Raw genomic sequence first — 16,992 nt, 5'->3', positions numbered from 1 at the left:
GTCGCGGTCCTGGCCGCGCTGACGCTGATCGGCGCGGTGGCGCCGCGCGCGATCCCCGGCGACCGGCCCGCCGCCGACGGCCCGACGCTGCGGCTGCTCACCGCCAACCTGCGCCTCGGCTCGGCCGACCCGGCGGCGCTGGTGGACCTGGTCCGGAACCGCCGGGTCGACGTGCTCACGGTGCAGGAACTCACCCCGCCGCTGGCGGCCGAGCTGGACCGGCTCGGACTGGCCACGCTGCTGCCGCACCGGTCGCTGACGCCCGAGGTCGGCTCGACCGGCTCCGGCGTGTACGCCCGGCACCCGCTGCGCGACACCGGTCACCGGCGCAACAAGGGCTTCTTCTTCACCCAGGCGTACGCGACGGTGACCGTGCCCGGGGCGCCACCGGTGCGGGTGGAGTCGGCGCACCCGGCCGCGCCGTACGCCCCGCACGTGGTGCCGGACTGGTGGACCGACCAGCGCGCCCAGCCGCCTGCCACTCCGGACGGCGGGCTGAGCGTGCTGGCCGGGGACTTCAACGCCACGCTCGACCACGCGGCGCTGCGGGACCTGATCGCCACCGGCTACACCGACGCGGCGGACGCGGCCGGAGCCGGGTTCGACGGCACCTGGGGGCCCTACGACGGCGACCCGATCCCGCCGGTCACCATCGACCACGTCCTCGTCGACAGGCGCATCGCGGCCCACGCCGCCGGCACCTGGCCGGTGCCGGGCAGCGACCACCGCGCGCTGCTGGCCGAGCTGCGCCTGCCGGCCGGCTGAGTCAGGCCGGGCTCCCGCCCGCCACCCGGGCCCGGTCCAGGCCGTAGGTGAGCGCGTCGACCAGCGCGTGCCAGCTCGCCTCGACCACGTTCGGGTGCACGCCCACTGTGGTCCAGTCGCGCCCGGCGCCGGCGGTCTCCACCAGCACGCGCGTCACCGCGCCGGTGCCGTGGCTGCCCTCCAGGATGCGCACCTTGTAGTCGGCCAGCTCGAAGTCGCGCAGCTCCGGGTAGTGCCGGGCCAGGCCCACCCGCAGCGCCTCGTCCAGCGCGTTGACCGGGCCGTTGCCCTCCGCGGTGGCGATCACCCGCTCGCCGCGTACCCGGATCTTCACCGTCGCCTCGGAGACCACCGCACCGTCCTCGCGGTGCTCGACGATCACCCGGTACGACTCCAGCGCGAACGGCCGGGCCGGCGCGGCATCGGGCAGCTCGGAGCGGACCAGCAGCTCGAAGGAGGCGTCGGCGGCCTCGAAGGACCAGCCGTCGGCCTCCAGTTCCTTGACCCGCCCGGTGACCCGGGACAGGGCGTCCGGATGGCCGGCCAGGTCCAGACCGAGCTCGCGGCTCTTGAGCTCGATGCTGGCCCGGCCGGCCATCTCGGTCACCAGGATCCGCATGTCGTTGCCCACCACAGCGGGTTCCACGTGGTTGTAGAGCAACGGGTCGACCTTGATCGCGCTCGCGTGCAGCCCCGCCTTGTGAGCGAAGGCGGCGGCCCCGACGTAGGCCTGGTGGGTGTCGGGGGCGATGTTGGCGATCTCGGCGATGGCGTGCGAGACCCGCACCATCTGTTCCAGGCAGCCCTCCGGTAGGACGGGCATGCCCAGCTTGAGCTGGAGGTTGGCGACGATCGCGAAGATGTCGGCGTTGCCGGGGCGCTCGCCGTACCCGTTGGCGGTGCCCTGCACGTGCCGGACGCCCGCCTCGACGGCGGCGATCGTGTTTGCGACCGCGCACGCGGTGTCGTTCTGCGCGTGCATGCCGAGCCGTTCCGGCGCGATGCCGGTCCGCGCCACCAGTTGCTCGACCACGGCGGTGACCTGGGAGGGCAGCATGCCGCCGTTGGTGTCGCAGAGCACGAACCGCTCGGCGCCGGCGGCCAGCGCGGTCTCCGCCACGGCGGCGGTGTAGCCCGGGTCGAACCGGAACCCGTCGAAGCAGTGCTCCCCGTCGACGAAGACGCGCCGCCCCTGCGCCACCAGGTACGACACGGTGTCGCGGATCATGGCGAGGTTCTCCTCGGCGGTGGTGCGCAGCGCGCGTTCCACGTGCCGCAGGTCCGCCTTGGCGACCAGGGCCACGGCCGGGGTCTGCGCGTCGAGCAGGCCGCGCACCTGCGGGTCGTCCTCGACCGCGAGGCCGGCCTTGCGGGTGGCCCCGAAGGCGACCAGGATCGCGTGCCGCAGCTCCAGCTCGGTGCGGGCGCGGCGGAAGAACTCGGTGTCCTTGGGCACCGCGCCCGGCCAGCCGCCCTCGATGAAGCCGACTCCGAGGTCGTCGAGCAGGCGGGCCACCGCCAGCTTGTCGACCACCGAGTACGTGAGCCCTTCGCGCTGCGCGCCGTCGCGCAGCGTCGTGTCGTACACCTGGAAGGTCATCGGAGTCCTCTTCTCGTGCCCTGGGGAGCAAACAAAAAGACCCCCCGCGGATGCGGGAGGTCTGCGCGCTCGGCGAGGGAAGGGCCGGCGCGCTAGCTGCTAATGATCAGGACGAAGCTGGTCACGACCCGTACTCTGCCACCCCGCCCCCGGTTTTGGGAGGCGAAACCCATATTCCGGGACGACGACCGCCCTGGTGATCGCCTTCACACCGGACCACCGCCCACCACGAGCACAAACGGGGCTGCGGAAGAATCTTGAACTGATCCAGTTACTGGCCCGGCGGTGCTGCCGAGCCACGCTCAAGGAGGACCCGTGCTCACTGTCGGTGACCACTTCCCCGAGTACGAACTCACCGCCTGCGTGTCGCTCGACGCCGACAAGGCGTTCGAGACGATCAACCACAAGTCCCACGAGGGCCAGTGGCGCGTCGTGTTCTTCTGGCCGAAGGACTTCACCTTCGTCTGCCCCACCGAGATCGCCGAGTTCGGCCGTCTCAACGGCGAGTTCGCGGACCGGGACGCCCAGGTGCTCGGCGTCTCCGTCGACAACGAGTTCGTCCACTACGCCTGGCGCAAGGACCACCCGGACCTGCGCGAGCTGCCCTTCCCGATGCTCAGCGACATCAAGCGCGAGCTGACCTCCGCCTGCGGCGTGCTCGGCGCCGACGGTGTCGCGCAGCGGGCCACCTTCATCGTGGACCCGAACAACGAGATCCAGTTCGTCATGGTGACCGCCGGTTCGGTCGGCCGCAACGTCTCCGAGGTGCTGCGGGTGCTCGACGCGCTCCAGACCGACGAGCTGTGCCCGTGCAACTGGAACAAGGGCGCGGCGACGCTCGACGCCAACGCGCTCCTCGCCGGCGCCGGGGCCTGACCGTGGGTCTCGACGCGATCAAGGCGGGCCTGCCGGAGTACGCCAAGGACATCCGGCTCAACCTCGGTTCCACCATCACCACCTCGACGCTGAAGCCGGATCAGGCGTGGGGCACCGCCCTGGCCTGCGCGGTGGCGGCCCGGAACCCGTTGGTGCTGCGGGAGATCGCCGCCGAGGCGGCCGGTCACCTCACGCCCGAGGCGGTCGCGGCGGCCAAGGGCGCGGCGGCGGTCATGGCGATGAACAACGTCTACTACCGGGCCAAGCACCTGATCGGCGACGAGCAGTACGCGTCGCTGCCGGCCCGGCTGCGGATGCAGATCATCGCCCGGCCCGGCGTGGAGAAGGCCGACTTCGAGCTGTGGTGCCTCGCCGTCTCGGCGATCACCGGCTGCGGCGTCTGCCTGGAGTCGCACGAGAAGACGCTGCGGGCCGCCGGGTTCAGCCGTGAGCAGGTGCACGAGGGGCTGCGCATCGCCGCCGTCGTACACGCCGCCGCGGTGACCCTGGACGCGGAGGCCGCACTGGCCTGATCCACCGGCCCGCACGTGCCAGACCGGCACCGCGCGGGCCGACGACCCGAGAGGCCGGCGTCACCACCGTGGCGCCGGCCCCTCGGCGTCGGCGGGCCGGCCTCGGCGGGTTGGTGCCCGGACAGGGTGGGTAACCCTCCCGACTGACGACGGCGCCGCGACGGCCGCGGCCCTGGGACGGGAGGCGGCACATGGACGGACTGGACCCGCGCGCCACGCACGGCGGCACCGAGCCGATCCTCGACGACGGCCGGGGCACGGTCGCCGGGGGCGCCCCGGCGGGTGCCTTCGACCCGTGGCGCTACCGCGACGAGGCGGGTGTGGCGAGCGCCGACCTGACCGGCTACAAGGTCGAGGCCACCGACGGTGCCATCGGCAAGATCGACCGGGCGAGCCACGAGGTGGACGACAGCTACCTGGTCGTGGACACCGGGCCGTGGATCTTCGGCAAGAAGGTGATGCTCCCGGCCGGGACCGTGAACCACGTCGACCACGACGCCCGCACCGTGCACGTCGACCGGGAGAAGGACCAGATCAAGGCCGCCCCGGAGTACGACGAGGCCAGCCACGCCGACCCCGGCTACCGGGACCGGCTTGGCGGCTACTACGGCGAGAGCCACTCGGCGCTGCCGCCGGACGTACCGCCGCGCGCCTGACACCTCGGCGACGGCCGGCGGGGACGGACGAACGCCCCGCCGGCCGTTACCGTGTCGGATGTGGACGCCCCGCAGAGCCCCTTCCCCACCCTGTTCAACTTCCGCGACGTCGGCGGATACGCCGCTCGGGACGGGCGCATGGTCCGCCGCGGCCGGCTCTACCGCTCCGACTCGCTGCACCGCATCGACGAGACCGACCGGAGCGCGTTCACCGCGCTCGGCATCCGCACCGTCATCGACCTGCGCCGGCCGTCCGAGGTGGAACGCGACGGGCGGGTGCCCGACTACGACGGGCTGACCTACCGGCACATCCACCCCGAGCACGCCGACTGGGGCGCGAACCGGTTCGACGCCTCCGGCGTCAGCCTGGCCCGCTACCTGGCCGACCGGTACGCCGATCTGGCGCGTACCGGCACCGCCGGGCTCGGCGAGGCGGTCGGGTTGATCGCGGACAGCGCCAACGCCCCGGTGGTGGTGCACTGCGTCGCCGGGAAGGACCGCACCGGCATCGTCTGCGCGCTCACGCTCTCCGTGCTCGGGGTGCCCGACGAGGACGTGGTAGCCGACTACGCGCTCAGCACCGCCGCGTCGCGGCGCTTCACCGCGTGGGTCCGGGCCACGCTGCCGGACGCGGAGGAACCACCGCCGCCGTTCCTGGAGTCACCGGCCGAGACGATGGAGCTGTTCCTCACCGAGTTGCGCACCGGCTACGGCTCGGTCGAGGGCTACCTGACCCACGCGGGCGTCACCGAGGCGCAGCTGGATTCCCTGCGCACCCACCTGCTGGACTGACGCCGCCGCGGTGAGCAGGGAGCGGAATCCCTGCTCACCGCGAAGGGCCGTCAGAGGACCCGGGTGACCCAGCCGTGCGGGTCGGCGGCGCGGCCGCGCTGGATGTCGACGAGCTTCTGCCGCAACGCCATCGTGGCCCGGCCCGGCTCGCCGCCGCCGATGAGGAACTCGCCGTCGGGGAAGCGCACGCCGCCGATCGGGGTGATCACGGCGGCGGTGCCGCAGGCGAACACCTCGCGCAGCCGGCCACTCGCCGCGTCGGCCCGCCAGTCGTCGAAACTGACCGGCGCCTCCCGCACCTCGTGCCCGGCCTCGGCGGCCAGCGCGAGGATCGCGTCGCGGGTGATGCCCGGCAGGATCGTGCCGCCCAGCGGCGGGGTGACGATGCTGCCGTCGTCGTAGACGAAGAAGACGTTCATGCCGCCCAGTTCGTCGACGTACCGCCGTTCGACCGCGTCCAGGAAGACCACCTGGTCGCAGCCGGCCTCGATCGCCTCGGCCTGCGCGGCGAGCGAGGCGGCGTAGTTGCCGCCACACTTGGCCGCGCCGGTACCGCCGGGCGCGGCCCGGGTGTAGTCCGGCGAGACCCAGACCGTCACCGGCTTCACGCCACCGGCGAAGTACGCCCCGGCCGGCGAGGCGATCACGCAGTAGAGGTACTCGTTGGCCGGGCGGACGCCGAGGAAGACCTCGCTGGCGAACATGAACGGCCGCAGGTAGAGGCTGGCGTCCTCGTGCTCCGGGATCCACGCCTGGTCGATCTCGACCAGCCGGCGCAGCGACTCCACGAACGTCGCCTCCGGCAGCTCCGGCATGGCCAGCCGGCGGGCCGACGCGGCGAACCGGGCCGCGTTGGCCTCGGGACGGAACATCGTCACCGCGTCACCGGTTCGGTACGCCTTCAGCCCCTCGAAGATCTCCTGCGCGTAGTGCAGTACGGCCGCGGCCGGGTCCATCGGGATCGGCGCCCGCGCCTCCAGGCGGGCGTCGTACCAGCCCTTGCCCTCGGCGTAGCGGATCGTGACCATGTGATCGGTGAAGACCCGGCCGAAGCCGGGGTTCGCCAGCAGGGCGGCCCGGTCGGCGGCGGATACCGGCGCGGGATTCGGACGGATCTCGAAATCGAGCATGTCACCACCGCTCATCGCGCTGACCTCCCTGCGGGTTGACGGCATGCGGGATCGCACACCGACGTCACTGGTGCCAGAAAACTTACCCCGAACGGTCGTTCAGCGGATAGCTCCGCCCCGGCGGAGACGACGCGCCGGACGGTCGGGGTGGCCCGGTGACGGGTCTGGCGGCCCGGTACCGGGCCGCCGGCAGGGTCGGCCCGGTCAGGCTACGGCGTACGCGGCGAGCCGGTCGCCGACCTCCTCGGTACGCAGCGGCGTCCCCGGCGTACGCGCGGCCAACTCGGCGCCGACCGCGGCGGTGACCCGGGCGGCGGCGTCGGGGTGGCCGAGCTGGTCGAGCAGCAGCGCGGCGGACAGCACCGCGGCGACCGGGTCGGCGACGCCCTGGCCGGCGATGTCCGGCGCCGAGCCGTGCACCGGCTCGAACATCGACGGGTAGCGCCCCTCGGGGTTGATGCAGCCGCTGGCCGCGAGCCCGATTCCACCGGTCACGGCGGCGGCGATGTCGGTGAGGATGTCGCCGAACAGGTTGTCCGTGACCACCACGTCGTACCGCGCCGGGTTCGTCACCAGGAACATCGCGGCGGCGTCGATGTGCTGGTACTCGGTGGTCACGTCCGGGTGCTCGGCGGCCACCGCGGCGAACGCGCGCGCCCACAGCGACCCGGCGTGGGTGAGCACGTTCGTCTTGTGCACGAGCGTGACCTTGCGCCGCTCCCGGCGGCCGGCCCGGGCGAACGCGTCCCGGATCACCCGCTCGACGCCGTGCCGGGTGTTCAGGCTCTCCTCGGTGGCCACCTCGGCCGGGGTGTCCCGGTGCAGCGCGCCGCCGGCGCCCGCGTACAGCCCCTCGGTGCCCTCGCGGACCACCACGAGGTCGACCTCGCCGGGCTTGACCGCGGCCAGCGGACCGGCCACGCCGGGCCAGAGCCGGGACGGGCGCAGGTTGACGTACTGGTCGAAGGCGAACCGGAGCTTGAGCAGCAGACCGCGCTCCAGCACTCCCGGCGGCACGGTGGGGTCGCCCACCGCGCCGAGCAGGATGGCGTCGTGGCCGGCCAGCTCGTCGAGGACGGAGTCGGGCAGCACCTCGCCGGTGCGGTGGTAACGTGCCGCGCCGAGGTCGTACTCGGTGGCCTCGATCCCGGGCACCACCGCGTCGAGGACCTTGCGGGCCTGCGCGACCACCTCGGGTCCGATGCCGTCGCCGGCCACCACCGCGATGTGTGCCACCTGGCGCTCCTCGTCTCGTCGTTAGGCGCAACCGTACGTCGCCGTCCCGGCCCCCGGTACGAATCTTCCATCATCCGGGACGGCGAATCACAGGAGGCTCCCAGCCGGCACTCATGCTGCGGTCATCTCCACTGCTTAGGGTCGGATTCACCGGGTCGACGGGGGCCCGGAATCCGGCACCGCCGCGACGCGGCGGCGACCACCGAGGGGGCAGGTGTCATGCGGATCGAGCACCGGCGGGCCCACTGGGCGGACGAACAACCACGTACCCGCTGGGTCGACCAGTCCGCGTTCCGCCCGCTCCGGCCGGACCTGCACCTGGGTGCCACGAAGCACCGTGTCGAGCGGGCCGGCACCTCCGCGTCCGGGCGGATCAGCGTCCGGCACACCGTCACCACCTCGACCGCCGACTACACCATGCTGCTCAACGCGCCGGAGTGGTTCGGCCACCGGGCGGTGAGCGAGGCGCTGCGCGACGCCGTCGCCGAGCTGCGCGCCGTCGACCTCACCTACGGCCCGAACCGGCCGGACAGCCTCGTCTCCCGGCTGCGCCGCGACGAGATCAGCCCCGACTCGTACCCCCCGCTGGCCGACCTGATCGACCTCTGCGCCGCGATGCGGGCGGCCACCGACGGCTGGTTCGACGCCTGGGCCGTGCCCGGCGGCTTCGACCCGGGCGGCCTGCTCGGCGGCTGGGCGGTGGAGCGGGCCGCGGCGCGGTTGCGCGCCGCCGGCATCCACGACTACGCCGTGCTCAGCGGCGCCGACCTGACGGTACGCGGACACGCCGCCCACGGCGGACCGTGGCGCGTCGCCGTGCACCACCCGACGGACACCCGCCGGACACCTGTCGTGATGGAGATGACGACGGGCGCGGTCGGCACCTCGGGCGTCACCGGTCGGCGCGGGCACGTCGTCGACCCGCACACCGGCGAGCCGACCGACCGGCTGGTGGCCGCCACCGTGTTCGGCCCGAACCTCGCAGTCGCCGACGCCTACGCCACCGCCCTGTACGCCGCCGGACCGGCCGGGCTGGCCTGGTTCCGTCACGACTCGGACTACCGGCCGCTGTTCGCGCACCACCGGCGCTGATCTGCGCTCGGCGGGGGAGCGCGATCGGCCCCCACGGTCTCGGCAACGACCGTGAGGGCCGGTCAGCGACGAGTGCGCGTGGCTCGCGCAATCGAGGGGTGCGGGCCGAGGGGCCGGGCGCCCGACCACGCCACCCGAAGACGGGCCGGGGATCGACTCAGCGGAAACCGCATCGGTACGCTAGCGAATCGACGCAACTCGAGGCAAGAGTCTCCACAGCGGACGCCCGGTGAACGATGTCGGCAATCAGCGGTGAACGCCCGGTGGGGCAGAGGTGACGGGCCGGGCGCGGGATGGCACGCTGTCCGCCGTGAGTTTCGATCTGAGCGTGTGGGCCCTGCCGGACGGGGCGACACCGGAGCAGGTGCGGGCGGCGGTGCAGCAGTGCCGCGAGGGCTGGCACGGCAAGCAGCAACCCGACCCGAGGCTGGTCGCCTTTTACCGGACGATCACGGCGAGCTACCCCGACGGTCCGACCCGGCCGGGTACGCCCTGGGAGGCGCCGCTGCACACGGCCGCCGACCACATCGAGATGAACCTGAACCCGACCTGCCCGGACCAGGTCCTGCTGGACATCGAACGGCTGGCCGGCGAACACGACCTGATGCTCTTCGACGCGCAGGACGGCTCGGTCTACCCGCCACCGGCCCGCGTGCGTTCCTGACCGGCCGGGACGACGAAGGGCCCGGCCGCATCCGGCCGGGCCCCGATGTGTCCTGTTCGGACTACACGTCGCGCAGGTCGGCCGCGCTGGCCGCGACCGCGCCGATCGAGTCGGCGGCGGAGGTGAGCAGGTCGGCGCCGAGCGCCTGGTCGACGGTGAGCGTCATCAGCGTCTCGCCACCGGCCTCGCGGCGGGCCACCTGCATGGCGGCGATGTTGACGCCGGCCTCGCCGAGCAGCGTGCCGACGGTGCCGACCACGCCGGGCCGGTCGGCGTAGCGCAGGAAGACCAGCATGCCCTCCGCACCGATCTCCACGTCGAAACCGTCCACCTCGGTCAGCTTGAACACGTCGCGGGTGCCGGTGTGCGCCACGGTGCCGGAGACGCGGACGGTACGCCCGTCCGGCAGCGCCCCGCGTACGGTCACCAGGTTCGGGTGGTCGACGGTCTCGCCCGGCGTGGCCAGCGTGACCTCGACGCCCCGCTCGGCGGCCAGGTGCGGCGCGTTGACGTAGGTGACCTGCTCCTCCACCACGGAGCTGAACAGGCCCTTGGTCGCGGCGAGCTTGAGCACCGACACGTCGTGGGCGGCGATCTCGCCGCGCACCTCGACGGTGACGCTGGCGGCCACCCCGCCGGCCAGGGCGGTGAACGCCCGGCCCAGCCGCTCGGCCAGCGGCAGCAGCGGGCGGACGTCCTCGGCGACCACGCCGCCGGCCTGCACGTTCACCGCGTCCGGGACGAACTCGCCCTGGAGCGCGAGCTTGACGCTCTTGGCCACCGCGAGACCGGCCTTGTCCTGCGCCTCGTTCGTGGAGGCGCCCAGGTGCGGGGTGGCCACCACGTTGTCGAAGGCGAACAGCGGCGAGGAGGTGCACGGCTCCTTGGCGTACACGTCGACACCGGCGCCGGCGACCCGGCCCTCCGCGATCGCGTCGGCGAGCGCCTGCTCGTCGACCAGGCCGCCGCGGGCGGCGTTGACGATCCGGACGCCCGGCTTGACGATCGCCAGCTCCTTCTCGCCGATCAGGCCGACCGTCTCCGGCGTCTTCGGCAGGTGGATCGAGATGAAGTCGCTCTCCCGCAGCAGCTCCTCCAGCCCGACCAGGCGGACGCCGAGCTGGGCGGCGCGGGCCGGCTGGATGTACGGGTCGTACGCGATCAGCCGGGTGCCGAACGCGGCGATACGCTGCGCGAAGAGCACGCCGATGCGGCCGAGACCGACCACGCCCACGGTCTTGCCCTGGATCTCGACGCCGGTGTACTTGGACCGCTTCCACTCCCCCGCCTTGAGCGCGGCACTGGCGCTGGCGGTGTTGCGGGCGACCGCGAGCAGCAGCGCGACGGCCTGCTCGGCGGCGGAGACGATGTTCGAGGTGGGCGCGTTGACGACCATGACGCCCCGGGCGGTGGCGGCCGGCACCTCGACGTTGTCCAGGCCGACGCCGGCCCGGGCGACCACCTTCAGCCGCGGCGCGGCGGCGATCGCCTCGGCGTCGATCTGGGTGGCGCTGCGTACGATCACCGCGTCGGCCTCGGAGAGGGCGGAGAGCAGAGCGGGGCGGTCGGTGCCGTCCACGTGGCGCACGTCGAAGTCGTGCGCGAGCACCTCGATGGCGGCGGGGGCGAGTTCTTCGGCGATCAGTACGACAGGATTCATCGGTCCTCGTAGACGCTCGGTAATGGTTCGGCCTGGGGCGCGGGGACGCCGCGCTGCGCCCTGCGCCGATCCGTGCCACGGCCGTCGGGTGCGCTCGGGCACCACACCAAGGATGGTAGGGGGCCGCCCGCCCGGCGTGTCCCGGACTGCGGGGTGAGGGCCCTCACACAGGCCTGTCGCACGCCTGTCATCCCCTGTTCACCGGACGCGGCGACTGGCGGGCTCCCCGTACAACGGAGGCAGCACCCGCACGGGGAGGGAGCCGCAGATGTCGGTAATGGTCCGGATCGCGCTGTTACGGCCGATGGCCCGGCTGGGCCCGCACCGGTGGGGGCCACGGTTGGCCGAGGTCCTGATCACCCGGTCTCAGATGGTGAGCGGGCTGCCGGGTTCGACCGCCCGGCGCACGGCGGCCGCCGAGGAGGCGGTGACGCTCTGCCGGCGGCTGGCCGCCGAGCGGCCGGACCAGCACCGGGTCGCCCTGGCCCGGGCGCTGGTGGCCCGGGCCGCCGCGCCCGACACCGTGCCCGTCGCCGAGGCGATCGGCCAGCTCCGGGAGGCCATCGGGTACGTCGAGGACACCGACGACCGGCCGGAACTGGTGGTGCTCGCCACCGCCCGCGGGCTCCTCGCGCTGAACCTCCACCTGGGCGGGGAGGTGCGGGAGGCGCTCAGTCTGGCGCTGCGGGCCCGAGCGACCTGGCGCGCCTGCGGGGCATTGCGGCCGCCGGAGCGGATGCGGTTGGCGCGGGCCCTGCTGGCGATCGGTGAGGGCAAGGAGTCGCTGGGCCGGACGGAGGAGGCGAACACGGTCCGGCGAGAGGCGCTGGAGCTGCATCGCGGTCTTTCCGCCTATCGGCGGATCCAGTGGACAGGCATCGGCGCGTCCGCCGCGACGGACCTCGCCCAGGGCCTGGCGGCCACCGGTGCGGCACGCGAGGCCCTCGAGTTGATCAAGGAATCCCGCGTCGACGTGGAGCTGTGGAGCGGGATCCAGCCCCGGTCGGGGCGACCGCTGCTGGCCCGGGCCATGCTGATCGAAGCGGAGTGCCGGGCGCAGCTGGACGACCCGGAGGCGGCGGTGCGGCTCGCGGAGCAGGCCGTCGGCCGGCAGCGGGCGATGGTGACGGCCGGAACGCCGCGCGCCGGGGCCGCACTGGCCCACGGGCTGCTCGTCCTCGGCGACCTCACCGCGCGGGCCGGCCGGCCGGACGACGCGGCCGCGCACCTGACCGAGGCGGCGGCGCTCGCCCGCAACGGCCACGACGACGTGCTGGCCCAGGCCCTGTTGGACATGCTCGAGCTGCGGGCCGCGGCCGAAGACCGGGCTGCGGTCGACATCCTGCTGGCCGAGTTACTTCCGCTCTGCCGGGAGAACGCCGGGCGGCTGCCGGAGGTCTGGCGTCCCCGGCTGGCCCGCGCCCTGCTGATCCGCTGCGCGCTGACAGTGGACGAATTGACGACGGGCTCCGGCGGTTCGCCGGCGGAGGCACCAGGCCGGCGGGGGACAGCGCCGCCGGACGGACCGGCCGAGGACGGCCTGGCAGGCGGAGGCGCGACGAGCACCGGGCGGAACGGAGACGGCCTGGCGGCCGGACGGGAGGCGGTCGAGCTGGCCCGGTTGCTGGCCGGCGGCGACCCGGCGTACCGGGACCTGCTCGGGCGGTGCCTCTTCACGCTCGCGGGCGCGGTGAACCTGGCCGGTGACCCGCGCGGGTCGGCCGATCTGCTGCGCGAGTGCGTGACCGTGCGCCGCGAGCTGTTCGGCGTCGACCCGGTGGCGACCCGGCTCGGGTTGGCGGAAGCCCTGTGCAACCTGGGCAACCGGGTGCACGCCCTCGACCGGCTGGAGGAGGCGGTGGGGATCTACCGGGAGTGCCTCGACCTGCTGCGCGCCGACCCGGACCGGATCGACCGGGCGGAGCTGCTCACCCCGCTGCGCAACCTCGGGCTCACGCTGTCGCGTCTGGACCGCAGGGCCGAGGCGGAGCGGGTCCGGGACGAGATCGCGGCCGTTCAGGAGACGGTCGGCGCCGGTCGCTCCGATCCGTCGTGACGGCCCGCGGCCCGACGCCGGGGAGAGCGTCGGGCCGCGGGCCGCATGAGGAAGAGATCAGGCGGTCTCGGTGATCGGCCGGTCGACCCAGCTCATCATGGCCCGCAGCTTCTGCCCGGTCTCCTCGATCGGGTGCGCCGCGCCCTCGGCCCGCCACTTGGCGAAGTTCGGCCGGCCGGCCTCGTCCTCGGCCACCCACTCGCGGGCGAACTCGCCGGACTGGATCTCGCCGAGGATCTTGCGCATCTCGTCCTTGACCCGGGAGTCGATGACGCGCGGGCCGCGGGACAGGTCGCCGTACTCGGCGGTGTCGGAGATGCTGTAGCGCATCCGGGCGATGCCGCCCTCGTACATCAGGTCGACGATGAGCTTCAGCTCGTGCAGGCACTCGAAGTAGGCCACCTCGGGCGCGTAGCCGGCCTCGGTGAGCACCTCGAAACCGGTCTGCACCAGCGCCGCCGCGCCACCGCACAGCACCGCCTGCTCGCCGAACAGGTCGGTCTCGGTCTCCTCGGTGAACGTGGTCCGGATCGCGCCGGCCCGGGTGCCGCCGATCGCCTTGGCGTACGCCAGGGCCAGGCCGAACGCGTTGCCGCTGGCGTCCTGCTCGACCGCGACCAGGCAGGGCACGCCCTTGCCGTCGACGTACTGGCGGCGGACCAGGTGACCGGGGCCCTTCGGGGCGACCATCGCCACGTCCACGTCGGCCGGGGGCTTGATCAGGCCGTACCGGATGTTGAAGCCGTGCCCGAAGAACAGCGCCTTGCCCGCGGCCAGGTTCGGCGCGATGGACTCGGCGTAGATGTGCCGCTGGGCGGTGTCCGGCGCCAGGATCATGATCACGTCGGCCTCGGCCGCCGCCTCGGCCGGGGTGAGCACCCGCAGGCCCTGCTCCTCCGCCTTCGGCCGGCTCTTCGACCCGGCGGGCAGGCCGATCACCACGTCGACGCCGGAGTCGCGCAGCGACAGCGCGTGCGCGTGGCCCTGGCTGCCGTACCCGATCACGGCGACCTTGCGGCCCTGGATCAGGCCCAGGTCGGCGTCGTCGTCGTAGAACACCTCAACGCTCATTGACTTCCCTTTCGTACGGCGGTGCCCGTCGGCCCGTCGAAAAACTTGTGGGTACGGATCAGGCGGCGCGCAGGGCCGGGCCGGCGGTGATGGCCCGCGAACCCCGCCCGATCGCCACGGTGCCGGACTGGACCATCTCCTTGATGCCGAACGGCTCCAGGTCGCGCAGCAGCGCGTCGAGCTTGTCCGGCGTGCCGGTCGCCTCGATGGTCAGCGTGTCCGGCGCGACGTCGACAACCCGGGCGCGGAACAGGCCAACCGTCTCCAGCACCTGGGCGCGGGCCGCGCGGTCCGCGCGGACCTTGACCAGCAGCAGCTCGCGTGCCACCGACACCTGCGGGTCCAGCTCCACGATCTTGAGGACGTTCACCAGCTTGTTGAGCTGCTTGGTCACCTGCTCCAGCGGCGAGGACTCGGCGTTGACCACGATGGTGATACGGGAGACGTCCGGGTTCTCGGTCTCGCCCACGGCGAGGCTGTCGATGTTGAACCCGCGCCGGGAGAACAGCCCGGAGACCCGGGCCAGGACACCCGGCTTGTTCTCCACCAGCACGGACAGCGTGTGCATAGTCATTTAGAGTTCGTCCTCGTCGAACGCGGGGCGCACACCCCTGGCGAACATGATCTCGTCATTGCTGGTGCCGGCGGCGACCATCGGCCAGACCATCGCGTCCTTGCCGACCACGAAGTCGATGACCACCGGCGCGTCGTTGATCGCCATGGCCGCCTCGATGGTCTTGTCCACGTCGGCGGCGTTCTCGCAGCGCAGACCGACGCAGCCGAGCGCCTCGGCGAGCTTGACGAAGTCCGGGATGCGGTGCTTGTGGGTGCCCAGCTCGGTGTTGGAGTAACGCTCCCCGTAGAACAGGGTCTGCCACTGCCGCACCATGCCCAGGTTGCCGTTGTTGATCACGGCGACCTTGATCGGGATGCCCTCCAGTGCGCAGGTCGCCAGCTCCTGGTTGGTCATCTGGAAGCAGCCGTCGCCGTCGACCGCCCACACCGTGGTGTCCGGCTTGCCGACCTTGGCGCCCATCGCGGCCGGGACGGCGTAGCCCATCGTGCCCAGGCCACCGGAGTTGAGCCAGGTGTGCGGCTTCTCGTACGAGATGAACTGGCTGGCCCACATCTGGTGCTGGCCGACGCCCGCCACGTAGACCGCGTCCGGGCCGGCGATCTCGCCCAGCCGCTTGATCACGTACTGCGGGGAGAGCGTGCCGTCGGCCGGCTCCTCGAAGCCGAGCGGGTAGCGCTCGCGCAGGTCGTCGAGCTGGGCCCACCAGTCGGTCAGGTCGGCCGGCGGGTGCGCGGCCTGCTCGGCGGTCACGGCGGCGATCAGCTCGTCGATCACGTGCCGCGCGTCGCCCACGATCGGGACGTCGGCGTGCCGGTTCTTGCCGATCTCGGCCGGGTCGATGTCGGCGTGCACGACGGTCGCGTCCGGCGCGAACGAGTCGAGCTTGCCGGTCACCCGGTCGTCGAAGCGGGCACCCAGCGCCACGATCAGGTCGGCCTTCTGCAGGCCGTAGACCGCGGCGACGGTGCCGTGCATGCCGGGCATGCCCAGGTGCTGGCGGTGCGAGTCGGGGAACGCGCCCAGCGCCATCAGCGTGGTGACGACCGGGATGCCGGTCTGCTCGGCCAGCTTGCGCAGCCCCTCGGTGGCGCCGGCCTTGAGCACGCCGCCGCCGACGTAGAGGACCGGACGGCGGGCGCCGGTCATCAGCCGGGCCGCCTCGCGGATCTGCTTGCCGTGCGGGTGCAGCGTCGGCCGGTAGCCGGGCAGGTCGAGCGTGGGCGGCCAGGAGAAGGTCGCCGGCGCCTGGAGCACGTCCTTCGGGATGTCGACGAGCACCGGGCCGGGGCGGCCGGTCGCGGCCAGGTGGAACGCCTCGGCCAGCACGCGGGGGATCTCGTCGGCGGTCTGCACCAGGAAGTTGTGCTTGGTGATCGGCAGCGTGATGCCCTGGATGTCCGCCTCCTGGAAGGCGTCGGTGCCGATCGAGGGCCGAGCCACCTGCCCGGTGATCGCCACCATCGGGACCGAGTCCATGTACGCGTCCGCGATCGGCGTCACCAGGTTCGTCGCGCCCGGACCGGAGGTGGCGATGCACACACCGACCCGGCCGGTGGCCTGTGCGTAGCCGGTGGCCGCGTGCCCGGCGCCCTGCTCGTGGCGGACCAGGATGTGCCGGACCGTGGAGTCGTAGAGCGGGTCGTAGGCGGGCAGGATCGCGCCGCCCGGAATGCCGAAGACCACGTCGACGCCGAGCGCCTCCAGCGACCGCACGAGCGAACCGGCGCCCGAGACCTGCGCGGTGGCGGGCTCCCGTACGGGCGTCTCGGTGGTGGCGGCCGCCGGGACGGTACGGCCGGGGCGGGCGGCGGGGTCGGAGTCACCGGCCGCGCCGGTGCCGGAGCGGGCACGGCGGGCGGAGTGGGCGAGGGTCTCTGGCGTGGGTCTCGTCATGGCGGTTCAAGCCTTCGGAAGTGAGTGGGTGACGCGCTTCTCAGGATGGGACGGCGAGGTCCCGGCGATGGTCCGACGGCAACAAAAAAGCCCACGTGCAGGATGCACGGGGCCAGCGCACTCTCGGTGGGAGAGTGCGCTCAGGTAAGTACTCGCGGCGACCGGTTCGACGACATGCGGCTAAGCCTGACGCATCTCACGCGATGAGTCAACTGATCCCACATTTTGGTTCACGGACGTGGGCGTGTCGGTCACCGACAGCCCCTCCACGACCGGTGCCACCTGCGAAGATCCCTCCATCGGGGGACGCTGCGCGGGCACCGCGGCGGGCGGATTGTTGCGCAGCCTCGGCAGCAGCGGCGACGGGGCGCGCGCCGGCGCGGGCGGCGGC

General features: G+C 73.0%; 15 protein-coding genes. 8 read left to right on the top strand and 7 right to left on the bottom strand.

The genetic code is table 11. The annotated features are described in order from the left end of the window. A partial coding sequence (locus AC2CHG_RS22620) for an endonuclease/exonuclease/phosphatase family protein (protein ID WP_484525514.1) occupies positions 1-765 on the top strand: 765 nt, incomplete at its 5' end. A 1-nt stretch (position 766) separates the two neighbouring features. Here AC2CHG_RS22620 and cimA read toward each other — a convergent pair. Continuing rightward, on the bottom strand, positions 767-2,365 hold the full coding sequence (gene cimA / locus AC2CHG_RS22615) for a citramalate synthase (RefSeq protein WP_269696275.1): 1,599 nt from the start codon (positions 2,363-2,365) through the stop codon (positions 767-769). A 315-nt stretch (positions 2,366-2,680) separates the two neighbouring features. Between cimA and AC2CHG_RS22610 the strand changes: the two genes are divergently transcribed. The 4 genes from AC2CHG_RS22610 to AC2CHG_RS22595 all read left to right on the top strand — a co-directional run bounded on the left by AC2CHG_RS22610 (position 2,681) and on the right by AC2CHG_RS22595 (position 5,222). Further along, positions 2,681-3,241 (top strand): peroxiredoxin, encoded by a 561-nt coding sequence (locus AC2CHG_RS22610; protein ID WP_069087635.1) that lies wholly within the window; start codon positions 2,681-2,683, stop codon positions 3,239-3,241. A gap of 2 nt (positions 3,242-3,243) precedes the next feature. Beyond that, positions 3,244-3,774 carry an alkylhydroperoxidase, AhpD family gene (ahpD, locus tag AC2CHG_RS22605; protein ID WP_194799660.1) on the top strand — a complete coding sequence of 177 codons (531 nt, stop codon included), beginning with the start codon at positions 3,244-3,246 and terminating at the stop codon, positions 3,772-3,774. Positions 3,775-3,965: 191 nt separating this feature from the next. Then, entirely contained in the window at positions 3,966-4,430 is a 465-nt protein-coding gene (locus AC2CHG_RS22600; protein WP_194799659.1) for a PRC-barrel domain containing protein, read from the top strand. Positions 4,431-4,481: 51 nt separating this feature from the next. Then, the gene (locus AC2CHG_RS22595) at positions 4,482-5,222 is read left to right on the top strand and encodes a tyrosine-protein phosphatase (protein WP_269696274.1); all 741 of its coding nucleotides are present in this window, start codon (positions 4,482-4,484) and stop codon (positions 5,220-5,222) included. A 50-nt stretch (positions 5,223-5,272) separates the two neighbouring features. Here the strand turns inward: AC2CHG_RS22595 and AC2CHG_RS22590 are convergent, their stop codons facing one another. Further along, the gene (locus AC2CHG_RS22590) at positions 5,273-6,367 is read right to left on the bottom strand and encodes a branched-chain amino acid aminotransferase (protein ID WP_194799657.1); all 1,095 of its coding nucleotides are present in this window, start codon (positions 6,365-6,367) and stop codon (positions 5,273-5,275) included. Between the two features lie 189 nt (positions 6,368-6,556). Continuing rightward, positions 6,557-7,588: a 3-isopropylmalate dehydrogenase gene (locus AC2CHG_RS22585; RefSeq protein WP_194799656.1), complete on the bottom strand. Its 1,032-nt coding sequence runs from the start codon at positions 7,586-7,588 to the stop codon at positions 6,557-6,559. A gap of 219 nt (positions 7,589-7,807) precedes the next feature. On the opposite strand from AC2CHG_RS22585, the gene AC2CHG_RS22580 reads away from it, so the two are divergent. Together AC2CHG_RS22580 and AC2CHG_RS22575 are read left to right on the top strand one after the other, a co-directional pair. Further along, positions 7,808-8,680 (top strand): FAD:protein FMN transferase, encoded by an 873-nt coding sequence (locus AC2CHG_RS22580; RefSeq protein ID WP_194799655.1) that lies wholly within the window; start codon positions 7,808-7,810, stop codon positions 8,678-8,680. Between the two features lie 310 nt (positions 8,681-8,990). Next, positions 8,991-9,344, top strand: a complete 354-nt coding sequence (locus AC2CHG_RS22575) for a hypothetical protein (protein ID WP_194799654.1) — start codon at positions 8,991-8,993, stop codon at positions 9,342-9,344. 61 nt (positions 9,345-9,405) lie between these two features. On the opposite strand, the gene serA is transcribed toward AC2CHG_RS22575, so the two are convergent. Next, positions 9,406-11,004 carry a phosphoglycerate dehydrogenase gene (gene serA / locus AC2CHG_RS22570; protein WP_484525513.1) on the bottom strand — a complete coding sequence of 533 codons (1,599 nt, stop codon included), beginning with the start codon at positions 11,002-11,004 and terminating at the stop codon, positions 9,406-9,408. A gap of 268 nt (positions 11,005-11,272) precedes the next feature. Here serA and AC2CHG_RS22565 point away from each other — a divergent pair, with 268 nt between their 5' ends. After that, positions 11,273-13,060 (top strand): tetratricopeptide repeat protein, encoded by a 1,788-nt coding sequence (locus AC2CHG_RS22565; RefSeq protein ID WP_484525512.1) that lies wholly within the window; start codon positions 11,273-11,275, stop codon positions 13,058-13,060. 57 nt (positions 13,061-13,117) lie between these two features. Here the strand turns inward: AC2CHG_RS22565 and ilvC are convergent, their stop codons facing one another. Genes ilvC through AC2CHG_RS22550 form a run of 3 tightly spaced genes read right to left on the bottom strand, consistent with a single transcriptional unit; the run spans position 13,118 to position 16,601 of the window. Then, positions 13,118-14,131 carry a ketol-acid reductoisomerase gene (ilvC, locus tag AC2CHG_RS22560; protein ID WP_120571299.1) on the bottom strand — a complete coding sequence of 338 codons (1,014 nt, stop codon included), beginning with the start codon at positions 14,129-14,131 and terminating at the stop codon, positions 13,118-13,120. 58 nt (positions 14,132-14,189) lie between these two features. Further along, on the bottom strand, positions 14,190-14,705 hold the full coding sequence (gene ilvN, locus AC2CHG_RS22555) for an acetolactate synthase small subunit (protein WP_013284504.1): 516 nt from the start codon (positions 14,703-14,705) through the stop codon (positions 14,190-14,192). Then, positions 14,706-16,601: an acetolactate synthase large subunit gene (locus AC2CHG_RS22550; protein ID WP_262014725.1), complete on the bottom strand. Its 1,896-nt coding sequence runs from the start codon at positions 16,599-16,601 to the stop codon at positions 14,706-14,708. Positions 16,602-16,992 lie beyond the last annotated feature (391 nt).

Source organism: Micromonospora sp. ATLC20, assembly GCF_057196585.1.
Note: the sequence above shows the minus strand (reverse complement) of the source record. Positions and strands in the feature narration are given on the sequence as shown.